Genomic DNA, 21,674 nt, shown 5'->3' on the forward strand with positions numbered 1-21,674 from the left:
ACATCCGCAACGCTTCAGCAGTAGCAACCATCCCCCAACACTACACCGGTTCGCCATTTCAGCGACAGACCACTAGGACGTCACTTACCGGTCGGTAAGTTCCCGATATCTCAGGGGCGACGGCGCTCGGCGGCTTTCGACCAGATCGGGTCCAGGACCCAGGCGCCTCTGGGGTCGATGGGGCGACTGCCGCACTGCCGTTGGACGCGGCCGGCCGCTGAAGACAAGAACCCTGGCGACCAACGGGTGAGCGTCACGGCCCCGGCGGTTCGGCGTTTGCCCGTCATCCGTTCTGCGTCCTGGACCTCGGCCCAGGTCACGGCGCTGAGGTCCCGCGCGAACCACAGCGACTGCACGCCCTCGGACAGGAAGTCCACGCAGTTGGTCCTCTTGAGCAAGGGCGTCGCCCAGTGCCCGGAATGGGCCGGGCGGGCCAACACCCACCAAGGGTCGTAGTGCCAGAGGCCGGACAGTGTCGCGACTCCTTCGTCGTCGACCGGCCGCAGCCCTGGAATGTCGCATCTTCCTGCGATGGGAACGCGCACACCTCCCTCATCGAGGGAGGCGAGGCTGATCGTGCCGGCAATGTGGTCGGTGACCATCACGGCATGGACGGCACCGTCCGGGCCGAAGAAGGGGAAGATCGATACGCGCCGATCATGTCCGGAACGCGTCTTGGTTCCGTGCAGTCGAACGGCCCGTACCGGCGGCCATCTCCTCATACGTCGCCCGGCTCCTCGTGCGCGGCGGATTCGAAACGAAATCCGGTTGCCGCCAGCCCCATGACCCCCGTGTTGGGTGACTCCGACATGCCGGTCGGGATGACGATGAGCGCTCCACGTTCCTTTATCGACTCGTACGTCATGTTCATGGCCCGCAGTTGGAGGGCTACGTGGTCGGATTCGTAAACCAGGGCCGCCTGGAGCATCTCCTCGGCAACCTTGAATTCCGACTCGGCGAGGATGATGCGAGCCTCCCGCTCGCGTTCGGCCTGGGCTTTGCGGGACATGGCGTCCTCGAGGTTGCCCGGAATGCGGACGTCACGGATCTCGACCGATTGCACGGTGATGCCCCAATCGGAGGTTTTGGCGTCAATTCGTTTCCTGGAGTTCCCGATCGATAGTTTCACGATCGGAGATCATCCTCACGAGGTCGGTCTGACCGATTACATCTCGCAATGTCGTCTGGGCCGCCCAGCTGACCGTACCGAGGTATTCCTGGACCTCGAGGATCGCCTTCTTGGCGTCCACGACGATCCAGAACAACACTGCGTCGACGTTGACCGGCACCGTGTCTTTGGTCAGGCTCTTCTCAGCGGAGAATGGCGTCGACCGAACCCGCATGTCGACTGCATCGGCGAACTGATCGACACCCGGGATGACCCAGGCCATCCCTCGTTCTCGCGCGGGATTCGCGCCATATACGGTGGGAATCCCGCGCGAAAACGAGATCTGGCTATGTGCCGGACCAGGGCGGACCGCTCAGGTACTTCCATCCGGAGTCCGGAAGCAGCACGACCGCCGTGCCGCCCTCGCGGCTGAGGGTGTCGACGGCGGCGTGCAGAACGGCGCCCGAGGAGGTCCCAACGAATTGGCCCTCGACGCGCATCGTTGTCGCCACCACGCCGGCTGCAGTCGATGAACGCACCTCGTGTCGATCCGTTACCAGCGACAAATCGGCGACCGGCGGCTGGAAGGGATCGTCCTGCGAACGCATCCCGCTGATCGGGTCATCGACGAACGGTTCGACCGAGTGGATCCGGATCTCCGGCCAGCGGCGCACCAGACCCCGGGAGTTTCCCGTCAGTGTTCCGCCCGTTCCGTACGCGGCAAAGAAGTGGGTGGGCGGCTGCTCGATTGGCCAATCCCGGATGATTTCGAGCGACGTCCCGAGGAAGTGCGCGTAGACGTTCCACCGATTGCCGTATTGGTAGAGCATGTGCCCCTCACCTGCTTCGACCAGGGCTCTTGCGTGGGCGATCGCACCGTTGGGGCCGCCCTCGACCTCGATCAACTCTGCTCCGTAGGCCCGCAGCAACTGCTTGCGCTCCTCGGTGGCGGTGTCCGGCAAACAGATCACCATCGGATGGCCGTTGAGGAGAGCCAGGCGAGCCAGCCCGATCCCCGTGTTGCCGGAGGTCGCCTCTATCAGCGGTTCCCCGGTGGCGAGTCTCCCGTTCTCCACCGCATTCTCGAACATGAACCAGGCGGCCCGGTCCTTGATCGATCCTGTCGGGTTGAACCACTCGAGCTTGGCGAACAGCCGGGTGCCCGGCGGGGCCAGGTGTTGGAACTCGACGAGGGGAGTGTTGCCGGGCTGCATCGGTGCCGGTCACCGTAGCGGAGACCAGCAGGTACGGGACCCGGGCGGATGCGACCATCGCCTCTAGCGGTGCATCTGCCGGTCTGGCAGCGTGACGGGTGACAGTCGCCAGTACCCGGAGACACCATGCCCGCCCCCGTTACAACCGATTCCGTCTGGGAAGTCGTCGAGAAGTATCTCTTCGGCGTCCTCGCTTTCGTCACGCCTTCGCACGAGGCCCGTTCGGCGGGGATCGTCTACGTCGTGCACGACCGGACCTTCTACATCTCGTCCGGCTCTGAAACATGGAAGACTCGCCATATCCGAGCCAACCCCAAGGTCTCGCTGACGATCACCATTCCCAAGCGCCTGCCCTTCATCCCATTTCTGAAGATTCCGGCTGCAGTCGCGACCTGTCAGGGGACGGCGGAGATTCTCGGGGTGGATGCCGTTGATACCTCCATCATCAAACGGATCTATCGGGGTATGGAAGTGACCGAGCAACTTCGTGCCGAGACCCGGGTGATCAAGGTCACTCCCACCGGCGACTTCGTGACCTACGGGATCGGCGTACCGATGATCCGGATGCGGATTCCCGAGGAAGCACGCGGGCGCGCCCCTGTTGCATAGCGCCGGCAACCTCAGGTCGATGTGAGCCGTTCGGCCAATCTCTTGAGATCGTCGAGACGTTCGCCGACGAGTTGGTCGCCTAGGTGTTTGAGCGCTTCGACGTTCTCTTCGCTTACATCGTCCATCGCATAGCTAGCCGCGTCGGTCAGGTCGATCTGGAAGCGCCAGTATTGGCTGCCGATGAGCGTGCTCAAGACCTCATCGTGGAGCGCCGCCTGCCCGTCTTCGGCGGCCCGGAACACATCTTCGGCGAGCTTCAACCAGCTTCGACTGACGAATTCCTTGTAGGTCAGGCTGGTAGACCGGCCCGGGATGCCGGTGCCCAGCGAGACCACTTTGACGTCGGTATCGGCCAGACCGTTCTCGCGCGCTCTGGTGACTCCTTCGATGTAACCGACCATTGCCGGGTTCTTGGCGAACACGCCGCCGTCGACCAGCAGGCGGTTCTTCACACCGTCCCAGTCCATCTGCAGGGGCGGGAAGTAGGTAGGTGCAGCCGACGTCGCCCTAGCCACATCCCGCATGAGCGGGTCGACATCCCCATTCGGCCGGGCGTCACGTGATCGGAATAGGACGGGGCTCTTCGTTTGGAGGTCGTAGCTGGTGATCACGACGTCTATGAGTGCTTCGGAGAGCCGCGTATCGCCGAAGTAGAGCGCGAAGGCTTGTTCGATGCCCTCCGGCGAGTACCGGGCGTTACCAACCTCCGGGTTGAAGCCGAAGATTGCCGCGTTGGAACTCGCCGACGCCCACCATTCCCGGGCGTCTGCCAGGCTACGGGGAAGTGCCGACACCGGCCTCGGGAAGATCTCATATCCATATGCTGTGTAGATGTCGCCGACGGTTCGCGCGGTGTATCGGGGTTGACCGGCCTCATCCGGCGTTGCCAGGCCCAGAGCCAGCATTCCGCCGGTCGAGGTACCGACCATCACATCGAATAGGTCCACGATCGGACGTCCGGACAGGCTCTCGAGCGCGATCAACAACCGGGTCGGGATGATGCCCCGTACGCCTCCGCCTTCGATTGTGAGCACCCGGATCGGCATGGCTTGGTCTCCTGTCCGCGACCAGAGTAGATGCTTGCCGGCGGGGGAGGATCGCCGCGATTGCTGGACTGCTCCTGGTGGAATCGTGGGCGTGGATTCCGTCCGGGCGGCGCCGCCGAACGCACCGGCATCTGAGCCTTCGGTTCCGGCCAAACGCGTCATCGGGCAAGACATTTAAGATCTTGACGGAAGAAAACCTGAGTGATATACACTTAGATATGAACGGTACGACGAGGAACCCAGGTGGGGTTCCCGATAAGTAAGGAGAGAGGCTATGGCACTCATTCGCTGGTCTCCTTTCGATGCCTTGACAGCACTCGAACGAGACATGCAGCAGATAATGGATCGTTTGCCGATGTCGGCAGGATCACCGGAGCGGAACGTCGAGCTCGTCTGGCGTCCGAAGGTTGACGTGTTCCGCGAGAAGGACGCCTTGATCGTGCGTGCAGAGCTGCCGGGCGTAGATCCGGACAAGGACATCGAGGTCTCTATCGAGGATCGTGTGCTTCACGTTTCTGGTCAGCGGTCGTTCGATCGAGAGATCGATGAGGCGGACTTCTACCTGGCGGAGCGATCGTACGGCAGCTTCAGACGCGACATCATGCTGCCGGAGGGGGTCGACGCCGAGCAACTCGAAGCCCATTTCGAGAATGGGGTGCTGACGATGAAGATCCAGTTGCCGACCGAGGTTCAGCCAGGTTCCCGTCGGATACCGATCTCCGTCGGGACGACCGTCGACACTGAACTCAAGACTGAGGATTGACCTGATTCTCACCGGGGTGGGGCGGCGCGGCGTTGCCGCTCCACCCGGATCGCAGACAACCGATCAACGCACTTGCAGAGCTTCGAGGATGGGGATCAGGATGGCGTCGATGTACACGTCCCGATCGGCCGGGTCGGTGGCAAGCATCACGAGCACTGTGAAGCCGTTGGTTTCGGTGAGCGCCACTTCCGTCGCAACACCGTCCACCTCCAATGTGTGGATCTCCCACGTAGTGGTGCCGCCGTCATACGACCTGGTCGTCATGTCTGCTTCCCCGGCGCCCAACTGCGCGGTGAGGGTGGCGAGGAGGAGCTCAGCCTGGCTGCCGGCGATCGCCTGAAAGAGGAGCGCGGTCTGGTCGAGACCGTCCAGGCCGCGCAGGTAGACGCCGGTCCCGAATTCTTCCCAGTTGTCGGGAGCCAGCGCGTCGATGGTGGCCCCGAAGGTCTCCACCGTCACCGGCTTCAATGCGATGGCCGCGAGTGGTTCCTCTCCCGTCACGAAGTCCGGCCCGGCCATCTCTTGGATGCACGATCCGTCCGGCTCCACAGAAGGGTCATCCAGAAAGGCACGGGCGATCGAGAGGGCGCACGGATCGCTGACCGAGGTCCCATGTCCAAGGCCCGGAAAATCGAAAATGGTTGCGTTGCTCAGAGTCTCCGCGGCCAGCCGGCCCCACGCCGGAGGGGTGATGGGATCGAACTCACCGGCCAGTACCAGTGTGGGAATGTCGCTTTCGACCGGTTCGTTTTCGATCGGGTCGGCCGCACCGACACCCCAGAGTTCGCAGACTTCGAGGACAAAGGGCCCCGTGTTGACCCCTGCCTCGACGAAGCGCTTGATGTAGGGGTCGAAATCGCCCGCCAACTCGAGTTCAGCCGGGTCGGTAAACGGTACCTCCTCTCGGCATTGCACCGAGTACGTCTGGCCGGCCGACACGAAGGCGAGGTTGGCGAAGAAGTTCGAAAGGAGCAGTTCCATCGACTGGTAGTCGCCGTTCTCGACGTCATCGATGAGGCCGGGAAGGGTCGGGATCAGCCGGCTCGAATACAGCGACTGGAAGAGAAGGCCGATCAGTGTGTCGCCTTTCACGAGCGCGTCGTACTCGTCCAGCGTAAAGACGTCGAGCAGAGTCACCATGATCGGTTCGGCATCGAGGGTATCGACCAGGCTGAAGAAACGTGATTCGAGATTTGGGAAGGCGTCCGAGCATTCCGCATCGCTCGCACAGGCATCGAAGAACACACCGAATGCGCGGTCGGCGTTGATCCCCGCCTCGAGGGGCAAGCTCACCTGCAGCGGGTAGGTCGAGTCGAGGATGACGCTGCGGATTCCCTCGGGATGGTCGCGCATCGTGGTGAGAGCCAATCTCGTCCCGTAGGAGATACCGAACAGGTTCCACTCGTCGTAGCCGAGGGCGACTCGCAGGTCGGCGAGATCTGCGGCGCTGGCTGCACTGTTGTACTGGCTCAGATCTGCCCCATCGATGAGTCGCAGCCTGCACTCCTCGATGGCCGCATATTCGGCGGCGAGCGCTTCACCGGTTGTGATGTCGTCGTCGAGGAGGTCGTAGGCGAGCTCTGTCGTCTCCGTGCATTCGAGTGAAGGCTCGGAGAAACCGGTTCCGCGCTGGTCGAACATGATGAAGTCCCGGTTCTCCACGAACGGTGCAAATGCCTGGGTGAAGGTGAACGGGATGGCTTCCAGGGCATCGCCGCCCGGGCCGCCCTCGAGGTAGACGACCGGGTCGTCAGGAGCTCCCTCGGCCCGCGTGTGGAAGATGGCCACGTGCAATTGGACGGTCTTTCCGTTGTCCGGGTTCGATCGATCCTCAGGGGCGAGCAGCCATCCACACTCGACCTCGTAGCCGGCCGGCTCATCGAATTCACAGCGACCCTCGATGAATCGAGCGCCGGATCCGGTAACGACGGTGGGTCTGGTGACGTCGGTGGTGCCAGTCGTGGCAGGCGTTGTCTCAGGAGCCGGGCGCTCGCTGGTGGTCGTTGCGGCCCCCTCACCGGCGTCGTCGGCGATCTCGGCAAACAGCAGGCCAATACCCGTGACGAATGCGATAGCGGCGATGATGAGCAGCCAGGTGGTGCGGTCCACAAAGACTCCAAGCGAGTGGCTGCAGAAGTGTAGGTCTGATCAGGCGCTTTCCCACCACTGCAAGACCCGCATGGCTCTCAGCGTGTTCCACCCAGTCCATCCGCGTACCTCCCGCTTGACTAGGCTCGGCGACAGAAGGAGGTCGCATGCAGTTCGCCAGTTCTAGCTTCTCAGATGGTCGGGCGATTCCGGGGGAGTACGCCTTCTGCGTGCCGGACGAGGAGACGCACGCCACATTCGGAGGGAACAAGAGCCCCTCCTTCGAGTGGGAGAATCTCCCGACGGAGACTCGCTCACTCGTCCTGATCTGCCACGACCCGGATGTCCCATCACAGCCGGACGACGTGAACCAGGAAGGCAGGGAAGTCCCCTCGGATCTTCCCCGGGTCGACTTCTATCACTGGGTGCTCGTCGATCTTCCGCCGGACCTTGGATGCTTCGGAAGAGGCGCCTTCTCGAGTGAGGTCACCCCGGGCGGGAAGGGCCCGGAAGGCCCCTTCGGGACCCGCTCCGGCTTCAACAACTACACGCAGTGGTTTGACGGTGATCCCGACATGGCCGGCACTTACCACGGCTACGACGGACCCTGTCCGCCCTGGAACGATTCGGTGATGCACCACTACGTGTTCACGTTGTACGCCCTGGATGTCGCCCGTTGCCCGGTAGAGGGATTGTTCTCGGGGCCGGATGTCCTGGCAGCCATCGATGGCCACGTGCTCGACAAGTCCAGCATTACGGGGGTGTATACCCTCAATCCGCGTTTGCTCTGACGGGCTCCTAGCCGGTGGAGCCTGCGCTCGACGAACTGGCGCGGTTCACGACGATCGATCTGACCACAATTGGTCGGACGACCGGCCTGCTGAGACGCATCGAGATTTGGTGGTTTCGTGTCGACGGCCGGTTCATCATCACGGGTACGCCCGGATTCCGCGATTGGTACGCGAATGTCCTGGCGAACCCGGCAGTGGTAATCCATGTCGACGGTCGCGCCCTGCCCGCCACGGTGCGGCCGGTCCGTGATCCGGGAGTTCGCCTTCGAGTGTTCACTCACCCGGATACGAACTGGTACACGACACAAGCCTCGCTCGACGACCTGGTGGCGACTTCCCCGATGGTCGAGGTTCGATTCGACGACTGAGGAGGCTCAACCGCTCATGGCGAGGTCGGCCATCGCCTTTCGAATCCGCTTCTCACTGACCTTGCCGCGCGTGCCGAGACTCTGCGCGAAGAGACTTACCCGCAACTCCTGGAGCATCCAGGCTATGTCGGTCATCTCAGGTGAGGGCGGCAACATCTCCTGGAGGCGGTCGTGTTCCGCTTCGAGCACCAGCACTGATTCCATCAGATCACGGTCGCGCACCTGGTCGTCCGGGAGTCGCGTCAACCGGCGTCCGATCGCCAGGAGATACCGGTGGACGTCTTCGAGCCGGTCTGCGCCCAGGCCTGTACTGAATCCCGGGTAGATGAGGCGCCGGATTTGGAGCCTCATGTCCGACACCGCCTCCGGGAACGCTCCGGCGGCCTCGTCGAGGTCTGCGCGGAGAGTACCCAGGGTCCACATGACCCGCAGTGATCGTTCGGCAACGATCACGAGTTCGTCGTATAGATCGTCGCGCGCCGCGACCAGGAGTGCGTCGAACCCGGTCGCGTTGGCCGGCGGTCCACCCATCCGCACGATGACGTCATCCAGGGCACTGGTCAGACAGTCGGTGGCCCACTCGTCGGCGTCCGCGAAGGGTCCGGCTGTGAGCGCCACCTTCGCTTCACGGGTGAGCAGCGGACGAAGCAACTCGGCCCCGGACGGCAGGTTGAGTAGCAGGAGGCGCCTCGTGCCTTCCCACATCGACCCGGCCTGCTCCCCGGCAGTGGCGAGCAATCGTACGCTCACCGAGTCGCCGTCGTCGACCAGCGCCGGGTACGCCGTTACTGCATGGTCGGGCCCCTGGATTTCGACGGTGTGTGGAAGCTCGCCGACGCTCCAGGTCGTCAGCCCGGCGGCTTCCAGTTCGTGTCGGGTGGCCGATGCGGTGGAGCGTGCTTCGGCGCGCAACTCGTCCTTGAGAGAGGACAGATTGCGGCCTTCCGCTAGAACCGAGCCGTCCAATGCTTCGATCCGGAAGATGGGCCGCAGATGCGACGGAAGCGATTCGAGATCGAAGGAGTCCGGCGGGATGGGTTCGCCGACGATCCGAGACAGTTGGCGCCGCAGAAAAGCAGTGAGGCCTACCCCCGGCGGGACACCCCCCGCCAGCACCGTGCGGGCAGTGTCCGGAATGGGCGCCAGGCTCTTGCGAAGCCGCTTGGGTAGCGAGCGAATCAGAGCGACTACGAGTTCCTGGCGGTGGCCGGGGACATGCCACTCGAACGTGGCAGGATCGAGGCGCTCGAGAGCCGACACAGGAATGACCACCGTGATCCCATCCGTCGGGCTCTCGGGGTCGAACTCGTATCCGAGAGGGATCTCGACGTCGCCGTGCTGCCACACCTCGGGATAGGCAGCTTCGTCGACCTCCTCCGCCCCGGGATCGATGAGGTCACTGAGTGAGAGGTCGAGCAAGTGGGGGTTGTCCGGGCGTGTTCTACGCCACCAGGCGTCGAAGTGGCGGACCGATGTGATGTCGGCCGGGATTCGGGCGTCGAAGAACTCGTTCACGGCCTGATCGTCGACGAGCAGGTTCGCCCGGCGGGCCCGGGCTTCGAGACCGAGAACCTCCTGCACCCGCGCCCGGTTGTGCGCGACGAAGGCGTGGTCGCTCGGCCAGTCACCGGCGACCAGCGCGTTGAGGATGAAAGATTCCCGGGCGGTGGCCTGGTCGACTCGACCGTAGAGGACCGTCCGCGCGGTCTGCAGGGGCAGCCCGTAGATCGTGACCGTCTCGTGGGCGACGGCTGCTCCGCGATCGGCATCCCACCACGGATCCGAGTGCGACCGTTTGACTACGTGGGAGCCGATCTCCTCGACCCACTCCGGGTCGATCCTGGTGACACCGCGTGCCCACAGGCGGCTGGTTTCGACGAGTTCAGCGGCCATCACCCAGTCGGGAGCCTTTTTGAAGAGAGCGGAGCCCGGGTTGATGGCGAAGCGTGAGCCGCGCGCTCCCCGGTACTCGTAGCTGTCGGGGTCCTTGACCCCTACGTGAGAAAGAAGACCTGCGAGCAGTGCACGGTGGATCGCGTCCGGTTCTGCGGGCTTGGGGTTGCGAGCGAGCCCCAGCTCACCTGCCACCTCGCGCAGTTGGGCGTGGACGTCCTGCCACTCGCGCACGCGCCGGTAGTTCAGGTATTCATCCCGACACATCCGGCGGAACTGGCTCGACGAGCGGGACCGCCGCTCGCCGTGCAGGTACTCCCACAGCCCGAGCCAGCTCAGGAAGTCGGAGTCGGGATTGGCGAAGCGGGCATGCAGTTGGTCTGCGTGTTGTTCCTTTTCGGCGGGTTGTTCCCTTGGATCCTGGATTGCCAGACCCGAAGCAATCACCAGGACTTCACGCAGGCACTCGTTGTGGTCCGCTTCGATGATCATCCGTGCCAATCGGAGGTCGACGGGGAGCGCGGCCAGCTGACGTCCGATCTTGGTCAGCCACCCGGCTGTTCCATGTCGAGCCGGATCTACGGCACCGACCTCCTCGAGCAGCGCTATCCCGTCACGGACGGTGCGACGATCCGGTGGATCCAGGAACGGGAACGATTCGATGTCGCCCAGGCCGATGGCCGCCATCTGGAGAATCACCGAGGCCAGGTTGGTGCGCTGGATCTCCGGTTCGGTGAACTCCGGACGGGCGTCGAAGTCGTTGCAGTCGTACAAACGGATGCAGACTCCCGGGCCGAGCCGCCCGCACCGACCGGCCCGCTGGTCCGCCGAGGCCTGCGATACGGGTTCGATGGGGAGTCGCTGGACCTTGGTGCGGCGGCTGTATCGCGAGATGCGGGCGGTTCCGGGATCGACGACATACCGGATCCCGGGCACGGTGAGCGAGGTCTCCGCCACGTTCGTGGCGAGGATGATTCGTCTGCCGGTATGACCACGAAACACTCGTTGCTGTTCGGCGGTGGATAGCCGGGCGTAGAGCGGGAGGATCTCGGTGTGGGGAAGGCGCAGATCCTCGAGGGCGCGGGCCGCGTCGCGGATCTCGCGTTCGCCGGAACAGAACACAAGGATGTCGCCTGGTCCTTCGGTGAGGAGTTCCTCGACGGCGTCGCAGATTCCCTGGGGCTGGTCACGGGCTTCGGGCTGGGTGGGGTCGTCGAGAGGCCGGTAGCGGATTTCGACCGGGTAGGTTCGGCCGGACACCTCAACGACCGGGGCGTCACCGAAGTGCTGTGAAAAGCGGTCCGTGTCGATCGTGGCCGACGTGATGATCAGCTTCAGTTCGGGTCGTTTGGGAAGCAAGGTCTTGATGAATCCGAGCAGGAAGTCGACATTCAGACTGCGCTCATGGGCTTCATCGATGATGATCGTGTCGTAGCGACTCAGCCGGCGATCCCTGTTGATCTCCGCCAGCAGCAACCCGTCTGTCATCACCTTGACGAGGGTGCCGTCGCCAACCTTGTCTGAGAAGCGCACCGCGTAACCGACGGTGCCGCCGACCGTAGATCCGATCTCGTCGGCAATGCGATCGGCGATCGAGCGAGCGGCGATCCGGCGTGGCTGCGTATGTCCGATGAACCCGTCGACTCCGCGACCGAGTTCCAGACACAGCTTTGGGATCTGCGTGCTCTTTCCCGACCCCGTTTCTCCGGCCACGATGACCACCTGATTGTCTCGGATCGTGGAGAGGAGTTCTTCACGTCGGTCGGTGATCGGCAGTTCGGCTGGATAGGCGAGCTTCCGGGGAACGGCTGCTTTGCGAAGGGCGTACCGTCTCTCGGCTGCGCTGATCTCATCTGCGAGAGAGGCGAGTACCTCCCGGAGGCGGGTGGGGGAGTCGATCCCGGCGGCTCCCTGCAGGCGGCGCCTGAGGACCCGGCGGTCGGCCGGAGTGAGCCCGCCGAGGCGGGCGCGGAGATCTTCGAGAGTTGCCGTCATGGGAATCGTGACCATGATGCCTGATCCGGCCGGGTCAAGGCAACGGAGCGGTTCCCGGTCCGATAAGAGGGGTCGCTAAGCCCGGACGGCGCGAACGGCGTCAGCGGGTGACGTGTGAAGCGGATCACCGTGACCGGGGAGAATCAGGTGAGCGTCGATCCCTGCCAGGCGCCCCAGTGACTCCCGGGCCCGGGCAGGGTCGTTGTGGAACTCGTCGCCGAGCATTTGGGCACGCAGCGTTCGTGACCCCAGGATGTCTCGTGTCACGAGGGCGTCGCCTGAGAACAAAACCCCCCGTTTGGCGAGATGGAACGACGCATGCCCTTCCGTGTGACCGGGTGTGTGGATCACGGTCGGCGATCCAGGAAGGTCGAGGGTCTCACCGTCTGTGAAGGTCTCGACCGAGTCGAGCGGAGGCCTCTTCGTGATGCCGACCCGTAGTACGGCGATCAGGAACTTCCACGTTCCGGGTCGAAGCAGCGGAAGGTCGGATACTGCAACCGCCGATTTCCCCTGATAGCGGCCGAGCGCACGGGCCTCTTCCGCCTCGTGCACTTTGATCGTCACGCCGGCATTTGCTGCTTCCCGTCCAAAACCGAGATGATCTGCATGCGAATGAGTGGCGATGATCGCTTCGACATCATCAGGGGCCAGGCCGATTTGCCCGAGACCTGCGACGAGTTTGGGCCACTCCTTCGAGCACCCGGCGTCGATCACGGTTGCCTTCCCGCCTTCTGTGATGACGTAGAAGTTGTGATAGGAGGTTCCGAGTCGGTGGATTCCATCAACGATCTCGATCATGACGATCGCTCCGGGGTTTCAGTGATCAAGGGCTTTGTCCATGCTTCGCAACCGTGCCGACAAGCTCACGAGGATCTTGCGATCGAGTCCCGGCAGATGATCGACGAGGTACTGGAAATCGCGGCGATGGATTACGAGCAGAACTGCATCGGATTCAACTCGCAGGGAGGCGCTGCGCGGCTTTCCGTCGAGCAATGACATCTCGCCGAGCACCTCACCTTCCCCGTGGGTCGAGATCTTGCGGTTGTTCCGGCGAACCGAGACGGTGCCGCGCACGATGATGAAACCCTGACTGCCCTGCTCGCCCTGTTCGGCGAGCACAGTTCCCTTGGGGACGTGTACCTCGTCCGCTCGTTTTGCCACCTCGGTGAGATCTTTCTTGCTGAGGTTCGAAAACAGCGATACTTTCTTGAGCATGTCGATCCGGTCGGATCGACGGTGGAGCACATTCACAGTGCGGTCTCCCCTCCGAGCTTGGACTTCGAGTGTATACGGTGGGCTGTTCTGGTGGCGGCCGGCGAGGTGGGAGTTGGCCGATCAGTCCGGATCGAGATCGAGCGCGGCGGAGTTGATGCAGTAACGCAGACCGGTCGGGTTGGGACCGTCGTCGAAGAGATGTCCCAGGTGACTGTCGCAAGTTGCACACATGATCTCGGTGCGGACCATGCCGTGGCTGCGGTCTTCCTTGGCGATGACTCGTCCTTCGTCAACGGCTGCGTAGAAGCTCGGCCATCCGCTTCCTGATTCGAATTTGGTGTCCGACCGGAAGAGCTCGGTCCCGCAGGCTACGCATCGGTAGACGCCGTCTTCCTTGACGTTCCAGTACTTGCCGCTGAATGGCGGTTCGGTGGCTGCCTGCCGGGTGACGGCGTACTGCTCCGGAGTCAGCCGTTTGCGCCACTCCTCGTCGGTCAGCTTTGGGAACGGGGTCTCTGTCATGTGGTCCTCCCTCATAGAGGTCCTAGGTTATTGGATCTGGGTTTTTGCGCGTAGGAAGCACTCGTCGGCGGACGGCGTTTCCCTATTCGGGATCGACGGTGGCGGCTCGTAGGGCATCGCCGCGGATGGTTCTTGCCGCCGCGAATCCTCCGACGTAGCGGACGTCCTCGGGTATCAGTCGGAACAGCGTGAAGTCACCGAGTTGGAGACGGGGAGCGGCGGTCGGCAGTCGCTCGACGTAGATGCTCCATGCCCTGGTGAAGGCCGGATCGGCGCGCTCAATCGGCTCGACCGGCCCCTGCACACTGACCCTGGGGAGGGTTTGGGGGTCGATGACATCGGGACGATCCGGCATCGAGATGGCCAGCGAGGCACTCGGCTCGATCGCGAGATTGCGGGTGTGACGCGCCAGGCGGCTGAGGAACATCAGAAGGCCCTGCAGGCCGGGCTCCGGCGCGTAGGAAACCATCGAGGCAAGCGGACCGCGGTCGCCGGTCGTCGCAAGGGCCGCCCAGCGCCCGGCCAGGATGAGCTGGACCGCCTCTCTCGCTTCGGTCGATGTGTCTGGAGGCGTCATGGCACGGAGCCTATCCGAGGCGTGTGGTGAACGTTTCGCAAGACGACCGGAAACCCGCTAACCCACCCCGACGTGCTCCCGGTTGACGACGGCGCGGCGATCCCAGGCGGCGAAGGCCGCGGTCCCGCCCACGACGAGTGCGGCAGCCAGTATCCACATAGCCCGGTAGTCGCCGAGCCGGATGGCCAATCCGAACAACGGTCCTCCCACCAGCGTTCCGACGTCGAATACTGCGGTGAATATGGCTGAAGCCGATCCGCGTTCAGAAACCCTGGCGCGAGTCACAACCATGCCGAACATGATCGGGAACACGTATCCGTGCCCGATTCCGCTGAGGAAGCCCGCAATGGCCATGTCGGTAGCTCCATTCGCCTGACTCAGCACCAGGAATCCGGCGGCCAGCGCGCCGAAGGCGGGAAACATGACCCGCTTGTGGCCGATCCGGTCGGGGAGGTCTGCGGCAATCAGGCGTAGTCCGACCGCGGTGCCCGTATACACGGCGAAGAACAGGCCGACCGAACCGATTCCGGTTTCGATCACAAAGGTCTTCAGAAACGTGAAGAACGTGGCCAACGACAGCGAAAACACGAAGGCGGCCAGCCAGAGGGGACGGAGGTCTTCTTGACCAAGTGATACCCAGAACCCCCGGCGTTTTTCGGCGGAGTCCGTGCTGGGCACATCGTGCAGAGGGAGTGCCATCAGAAGTGCGCCTCCTGCCAGCGCGACTGCGACGATGAAGAGGGTGGTGAAGTCGCCGACGTTGAGGATGAGGTCGCCGAGCACACCACCCAATCCGATCGGCATCAGACCGGAGATGCCGAAGATGGCTATGCCCTGCGTCCTGCGTGAGGCGGGCACAACATCAGCCGCGTAGGTGAACAAGGAGGTGAACAGCATCGCCGACGCGAGGCCGTGGAGGATCCGGACGATGTAAATCCAGGGCCCGAGGGTGGTGACGGTGAGGTAGAGCGCCAGCACCGCTACGTGGAGGATGTTCCCGGCGATGATCACCTGGCGGCGGCCGCGCAGATCCATGGCCGCCCCGATCCAGGGCCGGACAACGATCGAGGCGATCGCGGTCACGCCGACGAGGATGCCGATCTGGATCTCGTCGGCTCCGAGCTCGTGCAGGTAGCCGGGAAAATGCAGAAACAGGCTCCAGGCGAGTTCCTGGAACGCGTTGGCGGCAAACACCGCCACGAAAGCGCGGGTGAAGAGGCGTTCCGGCATAACGCTGCAGTGTATGACACCCACCTTCTCCGCAATGCTGTGTATCGAAAAGGCGCTACTGCATTGCGGAGAAAGTCGAACTACCCCCGATTGCGGATGTCTTCGCCATCGCGCAGTCGCTTCTCGTAGGTGGCGAAGGTGCGTTCGACGTGCATCCCCGCCTTCTCGTACAGCCGGGTAGCTCCGGTGAGGCTGTCTGCATCCACGCCGAGGGTCACGATCGGGATGTCGTTCTCCCAAAACACGCGAAACGAGTGGAGAAGGATGGCCAGTCCGAGTCCGCGCTTCCGCCACGCCTTCCGCACCCCGAGCACACCAACCAGGCCCTTGCGTGGGTCGTTTCCGGCATTCGGATAGCAGAGGGAAACGGCGGCGACCTCGTCGCCGTCCCACAGCACATGGAAGTACTTTGGGTCGTAGTTCGGGTTTGCGGAGAGGTGATGATCTGCCCGCTCGAACGACTCGTCCGGATCGGCGTCGGCGAATCCCCAGTGATCCTTGAAGGATTCGCGGATTGCGTCGTGGGCGGCCCGATGATGCTGCTGCCGATCGAACGGGCGCAGTTCGAGGCCGTCGGGCCAGCGTTGCTGTGGGGGGGACTCCGTCTGGGCTATTTCCATATCCCAGAAGTAGCGCGACCGTGTGAAGCCGGCTCCGGTCACGAGCTCAGCGGCGCCTGCATGGGCGGTATCGACCCACGCTTGCGCATCGACGGCGGCCCCCTCAGGGGCACGCTCGACCATTTCCCGTGCACGTCCCTCACCCCAGGCCAGCAAGGCAGATCCGAGACCGTGTCCGCGTAAATCCGGGTGGACCCGACCCCAGACGATTGCTCGAACGTGCGGCGGAGTGGTGAAGGCCTCCTGATAGGCGACGAGGTCGCCGCCGCCGTTGAACACGACCACCGTGTCTGTGTCGAGATCGAACCCGGGCTCGGTCCACTCACCACTGGTCTCGTGCACCTCATGCTCGCCCGGTGCGTCGGGCGGCAGGAACTCTCGATCGGCGGTATTGAACAACGCGACGGCCGCCTCGACATCGTCGAGGGTGGCGGGTCGTGACTTGAAACCAGAGGGAAGGTGGAGAGACGGCATAGCGGAATCGTACCTTCGTTGGATTGGTCAACCGGGGGGAATACTCGCAGGCAGCCTTGCCCTATTGCCTATTGCCTATTGCCTATTGCCTATTGCCTTCGGTCTGTGATCGCGGCTACCAACCGGCGTGATACCCCACGGCAAACGTACCGACCACGACCAGGCCGACGACCATCTGTGTCCATCCGATGGTCTTGGCAGGAACCGGCGGGCGTCCCATCGAGACAGAACCCCACGCCGCGACCAGGACGGCCGCAACCGTTGCGAGCCAGGGCGCCCACCCCGCCGCGGCGGCGCCGGCGACGGTCGGCAGTGCGGCAACCCCCGTAATGGAAGTCGGCAGGGTCACAAAGGGCTGGCCCTTGGCCCGGCGGATCTGCAGTCGGACGAGCAGGATCGAGGGGATGATCCGGGCGACCAGGACGAGCCACGCACCGGCGGCGATCTCCCAGTCGAGGCCGTTGGCGAGGATGATCATCGGCGCAGCCGCCCCCAGAGCGATGGGCCCGAGCAGCTCCGGCAGAAGTTCGCGGCCCCGGTTATCGAGATCGAATCGGAGCTGCACCAGGACGAGCGGGATGGACACGAGGAGGGGCCACCAGAAGCTCTCCTCCGCGGTCACGATGGCCAGGGCGAGACCGGCGGCGGCGACCATCGCCATCCCTGCGACAGAACGCACCGCGATCCCCGTTCGTTCGAGCCGACGTTCCCTTCGCCGGTCCGCTACCGCAATGCGTAACGGTCGCCTGGCCAGGAAGGCGGCGAACGTCGCCAGGCCGAGACCGAGGGCCGGCCAACCCGGAGCAACCAGTGCACCCAACAGCACCGGTTCGAGAGTGAACCCCCAGCCGCCGTGCTCAGTCGGGACCACCACCGTGCGCAGCGTCGATTTAGCGATGGCGTTACCCTTCATACTTCGGACGGTGCAGAGTGTGACTCGTGACCCTAGAGAATACGGGCGCGCGTGCGCCACAATCATCGCCAAGTCAGTGAATCGTTCTCTCGAGGGGACACAATGAGCAAATGGGTATACGCCTTCGGTGAAGTTGAGCAAGCAAAGGCACACGCTGGTGGGGAGTGGGACGGCGTTCGATCGCTTCTCGGAGGAAAAGGCGCCAACCTCGCCGAGATGACTCGTATCGGTGTCCCGGTGCCGCCCGGATTCACCATCACGACGGAGGCGTGCAACGCCTACCTCGCGGCCGGTGAGCGCTTCCCGGACGACATGTGGGACCAGGTGGTCGCTGCTCTGAAGGATGTGGAAGCCGCGGCGGGAAAGAAGTTCGGAGACCCATCGAATCCTCTGCTGGTTTCCTGCCGGTCGGGTGCGAAGTTCTCGATGCCGGGAATGATGGACACGGTCCTCAATATCGGGCTCAACGATGAGGTCGCCGAAGGGATGGTCCAACTCACGGGTGATGCCCGGTTCGTATACGACTCATACCGGCGACTCGTGCAGATGTTCGGCTCCGTCGTCTTGAACGTCGACGGCGACCCATTCGAGGATGTTCTCGCCGAGTACCGCGGCAAGCGGGGCGTCGAGACCGACTCCGAATTGACCGCAGAGGACTTCAGGGAGATCGTCGGGAAGTTCAAGGCGATCGTTCGTCGCTATGCGCGGCAGGATTTCCCTTCCGATCCGATTCGCCAGCTGGCCCTGGCGGCTGAAGCCGTCTTCCGCTCGTGGAACGGAAAGCGGGCGTTCGACTATCGCAACGCGGCTCACATCGCCCACGATCTCGGAACGGGTGTGAACATCCAGACGATGGTGTTCGGCAACATGGGCGACGACTCGGCGACGGGTGTGGCGATGTCTCGGAATGCGACCACCGGTGAGGCCAAACTGGAAGGCGATTTCCTGGTAAATGCTCAGGGTGAAGATGTAGTGGCCGGGAACCGGGCCACCGACCCGATCGATCACCTCCGGGAGGTCATGCCTTCCCTCTACGAGGAGTTCGCAGCGACGGCAACGAAACTCGAACAGCACTACCGCGAGATGCAGGACATGGAGTTCACCATCGAACGCGGCAAACTGTGGCTGCTCCAAACCCGCGACGGCAAGCGCACCGCTCAGGCCGCCGTCAGGATCGCGGCAGATCAGTTCGAGGAGGGCATGATCACTAAAGAGGAAGCCGTGATGCGGGTCCATCCCGATCAGGTGGACTTCTTCCTTCATCCGCAGTTCGACCAGGAATCCAGGCAACAGGCCATCGACAAGGGTGACCTTCTGGCGATCGGTTTGAACGTGTCTCCGGGAGCTGCCGTCGGTATCGTCGCCTTCGACGCCGATCTGGCGGAAACCTGGGCGAAGACCGAAGGGAAGCACGTGATCATGGTGCGTCCCGAGACGAAGCCGGACGATGTGCACGGGATGCTCGCCGCCGACGGAATTCTGACGAGTCGGGGCGGACGCACCAGTCATGCCGCGCTGGTTGCCAGACAGTTCGGGAAGCCGGCCGTTGTCGGCGTGGCCGAACTCGAGATCGACATGGCTAACCGCAAGATGGCGGTTTCCGGCAAGGAGGTCGTGGAGGGCGACTGGGTATCAATCGATGGGACAACCGGTGAGGTGTTCGCGGGACAACTCAGCACCAAGGTCCCGGACATCGAGGACCCATGGCTCACCAAGCTCCTGTCGTGGGCCGATGAGTTCCGTCGCCTCGAGGTGTGGACCAATGCCGACTACCCGCTGGATGCCGAGCGTGCACGGGCCTACGGCGCACAGGGCATCGGGCTTTGCCGGACGGAACACATGTTCTTCGAGCCGGATCGTCTGCCGTTTGTACAACAGATGATCACGACGGAGTCGGCGACGCGGCGCCAGGAGGCTCTGGAAGTGCTGCTCCCGTTTCAACGTGAGGACTTCGCCGGATTGTTCCGGGCAATGGACGGCCTTCCCGTCATTATCCGGTTGATCGATCCTCCCTTGCATGAGTTCCTGCCCGGCTACGAAGACCTGATGCTGTCGATCACGGACCACAAGATCCGGCTGGCCCATGCCACTTCCCTGCTCGAACTCGACGGCATCCTCCACGAGGTGGGGGAACAGGAGCGCATGCTCGAGCGGGTTGAGGCGTTGAGAGAGATGAACCCGATGCTCGGCACCCGTGGTGTGCGGCTCGGGATCATGATCCCCGAACTCACCAAGATGCAGGTGCGAGCGATCTTCGAAGCGGCCTGCCAGGTGGCCAGGGAGGGAGTCGATGCTCACCCCGAGGTCATGATCCCGCTCACCAGCCACGTCAATGAATTGAAGCGCCAGCGTGAGGTGCTCGAAGGCGAAGCCAGATTGGTGATGGACGAGCAGGGCACCGAGGTCAACTACAAGTTCGGAACGATGATCGAGATTCCGCGGGCGGCCATCACGGCCGAACAGATGGCGGAGTACGCGGAGTTCTTCTCGTTCGGCACCAACGACTTGACGCAGACCACCTTCGGGATCAGCAGGGACGACGCGGAAACCGGATTCCTGATCTCCTATCTCGAACAGGGGATTCTCACGGTGAACCCGTTCGCTTCCCTGGACGAAGAGGGCGTCGGCAAGCTCATGGAGTGGGCAGTTGAACAGGGGCGGAAGACACGTCCAGACCTGGAGGTCGGAATCTGTGGTGAGCACGGCGGCGATCCCAGCTCTATCGATCTCTGCCACCGGCTCAATCTCGATTATGTGAGTTGCTCACCGTTCCGCGTTCCGATCGCCCGATTGGCGGCGGCCCAGGCGGCCCTGCGGCACGGATAGCGGCCAAAAACCCGTTCTCGCGCGGGGATCGCTCCCTATAGGGGCGGATTCCCGCGCGAGAACGGGTTTGTTGATCACGGTTGGCGCCCGGGCCACCTAGCCTCCGGTGCATGCAGAGAGTCGTACCCGGTCCCGGTCAGGAATCGGTATGGGACTACCCCCGACCGCCGCGGGTTGAGCGATCGGCGGTTCCCGTCTGGATCGAGTTCTCCGGGCGTCCGGTGGCACGTTCCGACCGGGCCCTCCGTGTGCTCGAGACGAGCCATCCGCCCGTCTTCTACATTCCCCTGGACGATGTCGACCCCGGGGTCCTGGAACCGAGCCCCACCAGTTCGTTCTGTGAGTTCAAAGGACGGGCCTCCTACTACACGCTGCGCGTGGGTGAGGCCGTCTCAGTGGATGCAGCCTGGACCTACCTCGATCCCTCCCCCGGCTACGAGATCCTGGCCGGCGCAGTGGCCTTCTACCCGGGGCGGGTTGACGCCTGCTACGTTGGCGACGAGCTTGTCGAGCCCCAACCGGGCGACTTCTACGGGGGATGGATCACCAGCAACGTTGTTGGACCGTTCAAGGGTGGGGCGGGCACACGGGGTTGGTAATCGGGTGGTCGGCGATCGGTCTAGATTCGCCACCATGACGTCCCGGTCCGTGGTCCAGGCGAACAGCCATGCCAGCGTCTCGATCGATCTCGACCAGGGTTGTCGGCTTGCTTCCCTCGTCGTTGATGGCAATGAACTGCTGGTCACGGAGGGGTCGGGCCCAATCGACTGGGGCTGTTACCCGATGGCGCCATACGCGGGACGGGTCCGGGACGGTCGGTTCTCGTTTGAGGGGTCAGACTTCGAACTCCCCAGAACGGTCGGCCGGCATGCGATACATGGAACGGTCTACCTGCAGCCTTGGGAGCAAGAGGGCCCGTCTTCGTTCGTCGCCGAACTGAACGATCCGTGGCCGTTCACCGGGTTCGTCCGGCAGGACGTTCGGCTCGAGGAGGATGCGATTCGATTGCGGCTGGAGGTCCATGCTCTTGAGCGGCCGATGCCCGCCTCCTGCGGCTGGCATCCCTGGTTTCGAAGGACCGTCGCGGGTGCTCCGCTGCGATTGGAGTTCGAGCCGGGTTTTGCGTTGGAACGGGACGCCGACGGGATCACCACCAGAGCGCAGGCGCCCGTTCCGTCGGAGCCCTGGGACGAGTGCTTCGGCGGTGTCGGCCGGCCACCCGTTGTCGAGTGGCCGGGTGTGGTTCGCCTCGAAATCGCCTCGGACTGTCCATGGTGGGTGGCGTATACGGAGCCCCCTCACGCCGTGTGTATCGAACCGCAGACACATCCGCCGGATGCGCTGAATCATGTTCCGTTCGTAGTAGAACCGGGGAGTCCGCTGGTGGCGGCTACGACGATCAGTTGGAGGAGAGGTTGA

At 63.5% G+C, this 21,674-nt stretch carries 21 protein-coding genes; 7 read left to right on the plus strand and 14 right to left on the minus strand.

All coding sequences use genetic code 11. From position 1 onward, the window contains the following. Positions 1 to 110: 110 nt before the first annotated feature. From P1T08_13570 to P1T08_13585, 4 genes are all read right to left on the minus strand, one after another. Positions 111 to 722, minus strand: a complete 612-nt coding sequence (locus tag P1T08_13570; GenBank protein ID MDF1597102.1) for a hypothetical protein — start codon at positions 720 to 722, stop codon at positions 111 to 113. Further along, positions 719 to 1,129 carry an SPFH domain-containing protein gene (locus P1T08_13575; GenBank protein ID MDF1597103.1) on the minus strand — a complete coding sequence of 137 codons (411 nt, stop codon included), beginning with the start codon at positions 1,127 to 1,129 and terminating at the stop codon, positions 719 to 721. Before P1T08_13575 ends, P1T08_13570 begins: the two co-directional genes overlap by 4 nt. Further along, complete coding sequence (locus P1T08_13580) at positions 1,092 to 1,391, minus strand: SPFH domain-containing protein (protein ID MDF1597104.1); 300 nt, start codon at positions 1,389 to 1,391, stop codon at positions 1,092 to 1,094. Before P1T08_13580 ends, P1T08_13575 begins: the two co-directional genes overlap by 38 nt. A gap of 64 nt (positions 1,392 to 1,455) precedes the next feature. Then, positions 1,456 to 2,322 (minus strand): cysteine synthase family protein, encoded by an 867-nt coding sequence (locus P1T08_13585; protein ID MDF1597105.1) that lies wholly within the window; start codon positions 2,320 to 2,322, stop codon positions 1,456 to 1,458. Positions 2,323 to 2,448: 126 nt separating this feature from the next. On the opposite strand from P1T08_13585, the gene P1T08_13590 reads away from it, so the two are divergent. Next, on the plus strand, positions 2,449 to 2,931 hold the full coding sequence (locus P1T08_13590) for a pyridoxamine 5'-phosphate oxidase family protein (protein ID MDF1597106.1): 483 nt from the start codon (positions 2,449 to 2,451) through the stop codon (positions 2,929 to 2,931). 11 nt (positions 2,932 to 2,942) lie between these two features. On the opposite strand, the gene P1T08_13595 is transcribed toward P1T08_13590, so the two are convergent. Next, positions 2,943 to 3,977: a patatin-like phospholipase family protein gene (locus P1T08_13595; GenBank protein MDF1597107.1), complete on the minus strand. Its 1,035-nt coding sequence runs from the start codon at positions 3,975 to 3,977 to the stop codon at positions 2,943 to 2,945. Positions 3,978 to 4,251: 274 nt separating this feature from the next. Here P1T08_13595 and P1T08_13600 point away from each other — a divergent pair, with 274 nt between their 5' ends. Then, the gene (locus P1T08_13600) at positions 4,252 to 4,740 is read left to right on the plus strand and encodes an Hsp20/alpha crystallin family protein (GenBank protein MDF1597108.1); all 489 of its coding nucleotides are present in this window, start codon (positions 4,252 to 4,254) and stop codon (positions 4,738 to 4,740) included. Between the two features lie 63 nt (positions 4,741 to 4,803). On the opposite strand, the gene P1T08_13605 is transcribed toward P1T08_13600, so the two are convergent. After that, positions 4,804 to 6,849 carry an alpha/beta hydrolase gene (locus tag P1T08_13605; GenBank protein MDF1597109.1) on the minus strand — a complete coding sequence of 682 codons (2,046 nt, stop codon included), beginning with the start codon at positions 6,847 to 6,849 and terminating at the stop codon, positions 4,804 to 4,806. A 146-nt stretch (positions 6,850 to 6,995) separates the two neighbouring features. Here P1T08_13605 and P1T08_13610 point away from each other — a divergent pair, with 146 nt between their 5' ends. After that, a complete protein-coding gene (locus P1T08_13610; protein ID MDF1597110.1) occupies positions 6,996 to 7,619 on the plus strand; it encodes a YbhB/YbcL family Raf kinase inhibitor-like protein in 624 nt (207 codons plus the stop codon). Positions 7,620 to 7,633: 14 nt separating this feature from the next. Next, the gene (locus P1T08_13615; protein MDF1597111.1) at positions 7,634 to 7,987 is read left to right on the plus strand and encodes a nitroreductase/quinone reductase family protein; all 354 of its coding nucleotides are present in this window, start codon (positions 7,634 to 7,636) and stop codon (positions 7,985 to 7,987) included. A gap of 6 nt (positions 7,988 to 7,993) precedes the next feature. Here P1T08_13615 and hrpA read toward each other — a convergent pair whose 3' ends face one another. From hrpA to P1T08_13655, 8 genes are all read right to left on the minus strand, one after another. Further along, entirely contained in the window at positions 7,994 to 11,890 is a 3,897-nt protein-coding gene (gene hrpA / locus P1T08_13620) for an ATP-dependent RNA helicase HrpA (protein MDF1597112.1), read from the minus strand. 60 nt (positions 11,891 to 11,950) lie between these two features. Continuing rightward, a complete protein-coding gene (locus P1T08_13625; protein MDF1597113.1) occupies positions 11,951 to 12,676 on the minus strand; it encodes an MBL fold metallo-hydrolase in 726 nt (241 codons plus the stop codon). A gap of 18 nt (positions 12,677 to 12,694) precedes the next feature. Next, positions 12,695 to 13,129, minus strand: a complete 435-nt coding sequence (locus P1T08_13630) for a cyclic nucleotide-binding domain-containing protein (GenBank protein MDF1597114.1) — start codon at positions 13,127 to 13,129, stop codon at positions 12,695 to 12,697. Positions 13,130 to 13,213: 84 nt separating this feature from the next. Further along, on the minus strand, positions 13,214 to 13,615 hold the full coding sequence (msrB, locus tag P1T08_13635) for a peptide-methionine (R)-S-oxide reductase MsrB (GenBank protein MDF1597115.1): 402 nt from the start codon (positions 13,613 to 13,615) through the stop codon (positions 13,214 to 13,216). 82 nt (positions 13,616 to 13,697) lie between these two features. Beyond that, a complete protein-coding gene (locus tag P1T08_13640; GenBank protein ID MDF1597116.1) occupies positions 13,698 to 14,192 on the minus strand; it encodes a pyridoxamine 5'-phosphate oxidase family protein in 495 nt (164 codons plus the stop codon). Between the two features lie 57 nt (positions 14,193 to 14,249). Then, positions 14,250 to 15,467: an MFS transporter gene (locus P1T08_13645; protein MDF1597117.1), complete on the minus strand. Its 1,218-nt coding sequence runs from the start codon at positions 15,465 to 15,467 to the stop codon at positions 14,250 to 14,252. A 35-nt stretch (positions 15,468 to 15,502) separates the two neighbouring features. Further along, on the minus strand, positions 15,503 to 16,516 hold the full coding sequence (locus P1T08_13650; GenBank protein MDF1597118.1) for a GNAT family N-acetyltransferase: 1,014 nt from the start codon (positions 16,514 to 16,516) through the stop codon (positions 15,503 to 15,505). Positions 16,517 to 16,631: 115 nt separating this feature from the next. Beyond that, the gene (locus P1T08_13655; GenBank protein ID MDF1597119.1) at positions 16,632 to 17,429 is read right to left on the minus strand and encodes a YwiC-like family protein; all 798 of its coding nucleotides are present in this window, start codon (positions 17,427 to 17,429) and stop codon (positions 16,632 to 16,634) included. Positions 17,430 to 17,531: 102 nt separating this feature from the next. Here P1T08_13655 and ppdK point away from each other — a divergent pair, with 102 nt between their 5' ends. From ppdK to P1T08_13670, 3 genes are all read left to right on the plus strand, one after another. Beyond that, positions 17,532 to 20,255, plus strand: a complete 2,724-nt coding sequence (ppdK, locus tag P1T08_13660; GenBank protein ID MDF1597120.1) for a pyruvate, phosphate dikinase — start codon at positions 17,532 to 17,534, stop codon at positions 20,253 to 20,255. Positions 20,256 to 20,365: 110 nt separating this feature from the next. Then, positions 20,366 to 20,854, plus strand: coding sequence for a DUF427 domain-containing protein (locus P1T08_13665; protein ID MDF1597121.1), 489 nt, complete (start codon positions 20,366 to 20,368; stop codon positions 20,852 to 20,854). Positions 20,855 to 20,888: 34 nt separating this feature from the next. After that, positions 20,889 to 21,674, plus strand: a complete 786-nt coding sequence (locus P1T08_13670; GenBank protein MDF1597122.1) for an aldose 1-epimerase — start codon at positions 20,889 to 20,891, stop codon at positions 21,672 to 21,674.

The organism is Acidimicrobiia bacterium (assembly GCA_029210695.1).
Taxonomy (GTDB): Bacteria; Actinomycetota; Acidimicrobiia; order Spongiisociales; family JAHEDJ01; genus JAHEDJ01.

Bases quoted from the DNA above. Each gene is read 5' to 3' on its own strand.
- ppdK (MDF1597120.1), top strand. From the start codon at position 17,532: ATGAGCAAATGGGTATACGCCTTCGGTGAAGTTGAGCAAGCAAAGGCA.
- P1T08_13665 (MDF1597121.1), top strand. From the start codon at position 20,366: ATGCAGAGAGTCGTACCCGGTCCCGGTCAGGAATCGGTATGGGACTAC.
- hrpA (MDF1597112.1), bottom strand. From the start codon at position 11,890: ATGGTCACGATTCCCATGACGGCAACTCTCGAAGATCTCCGCGCCCGC.
- P1T08_13595 (MDF1597107.1), bottom strand. From the start codon at position 3,977: ATGCCGATCCGGGTGCTCACAATCGAAGGCGGAGGCGTACGGGGCATC.
- P1T08_13640 (MDF1597116.1), bottom strand. From the start codon at position 14,192: ATGACGCCTCCAGACACATCGACCGAAGCGAGAGAGGCGGTCCAGCTC.
- P1T08_13650 (MDF1597118.1), bottom strand. From the start codon at position 16,516: ATGCCGTCTCTCCACCTTCCCTCTGGTTTCAAGTCACGACCCGCCACC.
- P1T08_13580 (MDF1597104.1), bottom strand. From the start codon at position 1,391: ATGGCCTGGGTCATCCCGGGTGTCGATCAGTTCGCCGATGCAGTCGAC.
- P1T08_13610 (MDF1597110.1), top strand. From the start codon at position 6,996: ATGCAGTTCGCCAGTTCTAGCTTCTCAGATGGTCGGGCGATTCCGGGG.
- P1T08_13670 (MDF1597122.1), top strand. From the start codon at position 20,889: ATGACGTCCCGGTCCGTGGTCCAGGCGAACAGCCATGCCAGCGTCTCG.
- P1T08_13600 (MDF1597108.1), top strand. From the start codon at position 4,252: ATGGCACTCATTCGCTGGTCTCCTTTCGATGCCTTGACAGCACTCGAA.
- P1T08_13570 (MDF1597102.1), bottom strand. From the start codon at position 722: ATGAGGAGATGGCCGCCGGTACGGGCCGTTCGACTGCACGGAACCAAG.
- P1T08_13590 (MDF1597106.1), top strand. From the start codon at position 2,449: ATGCCCGCCCCCGTTACAACCGATTCCGTCTGGGAAGTCGTCGAGAAG.
- P1T08_13585 (MDF1597105.1), bottom strand. From the start codon at position 2,322: ATGCAGCCCGGCAACACTCCCCTCGTCGAGTTCCAACACCTGGCCCCG.
- msrB (MDF1597115.1), bottom strand. From the start codon at position 13,615: ATGACAGAGACCCCGTTCCCAAAGCTGACCGACGAGGAGTGGCGCAAA.
- P1T08_13655 (MDF1597119.1), bottom strand. From the start codon at position 17,429: ATGAAGGGTAACGCCATCGCTAAATCGACGCTGCGCACGGTGGTGGTC.
- P1T08_13625 (MDF1597113.1), bottom strand. From the start codon at position 12,676: ATGATCGAGATCGTTGATGGAATCCACCGACTCGGAACCTCCTATCAC.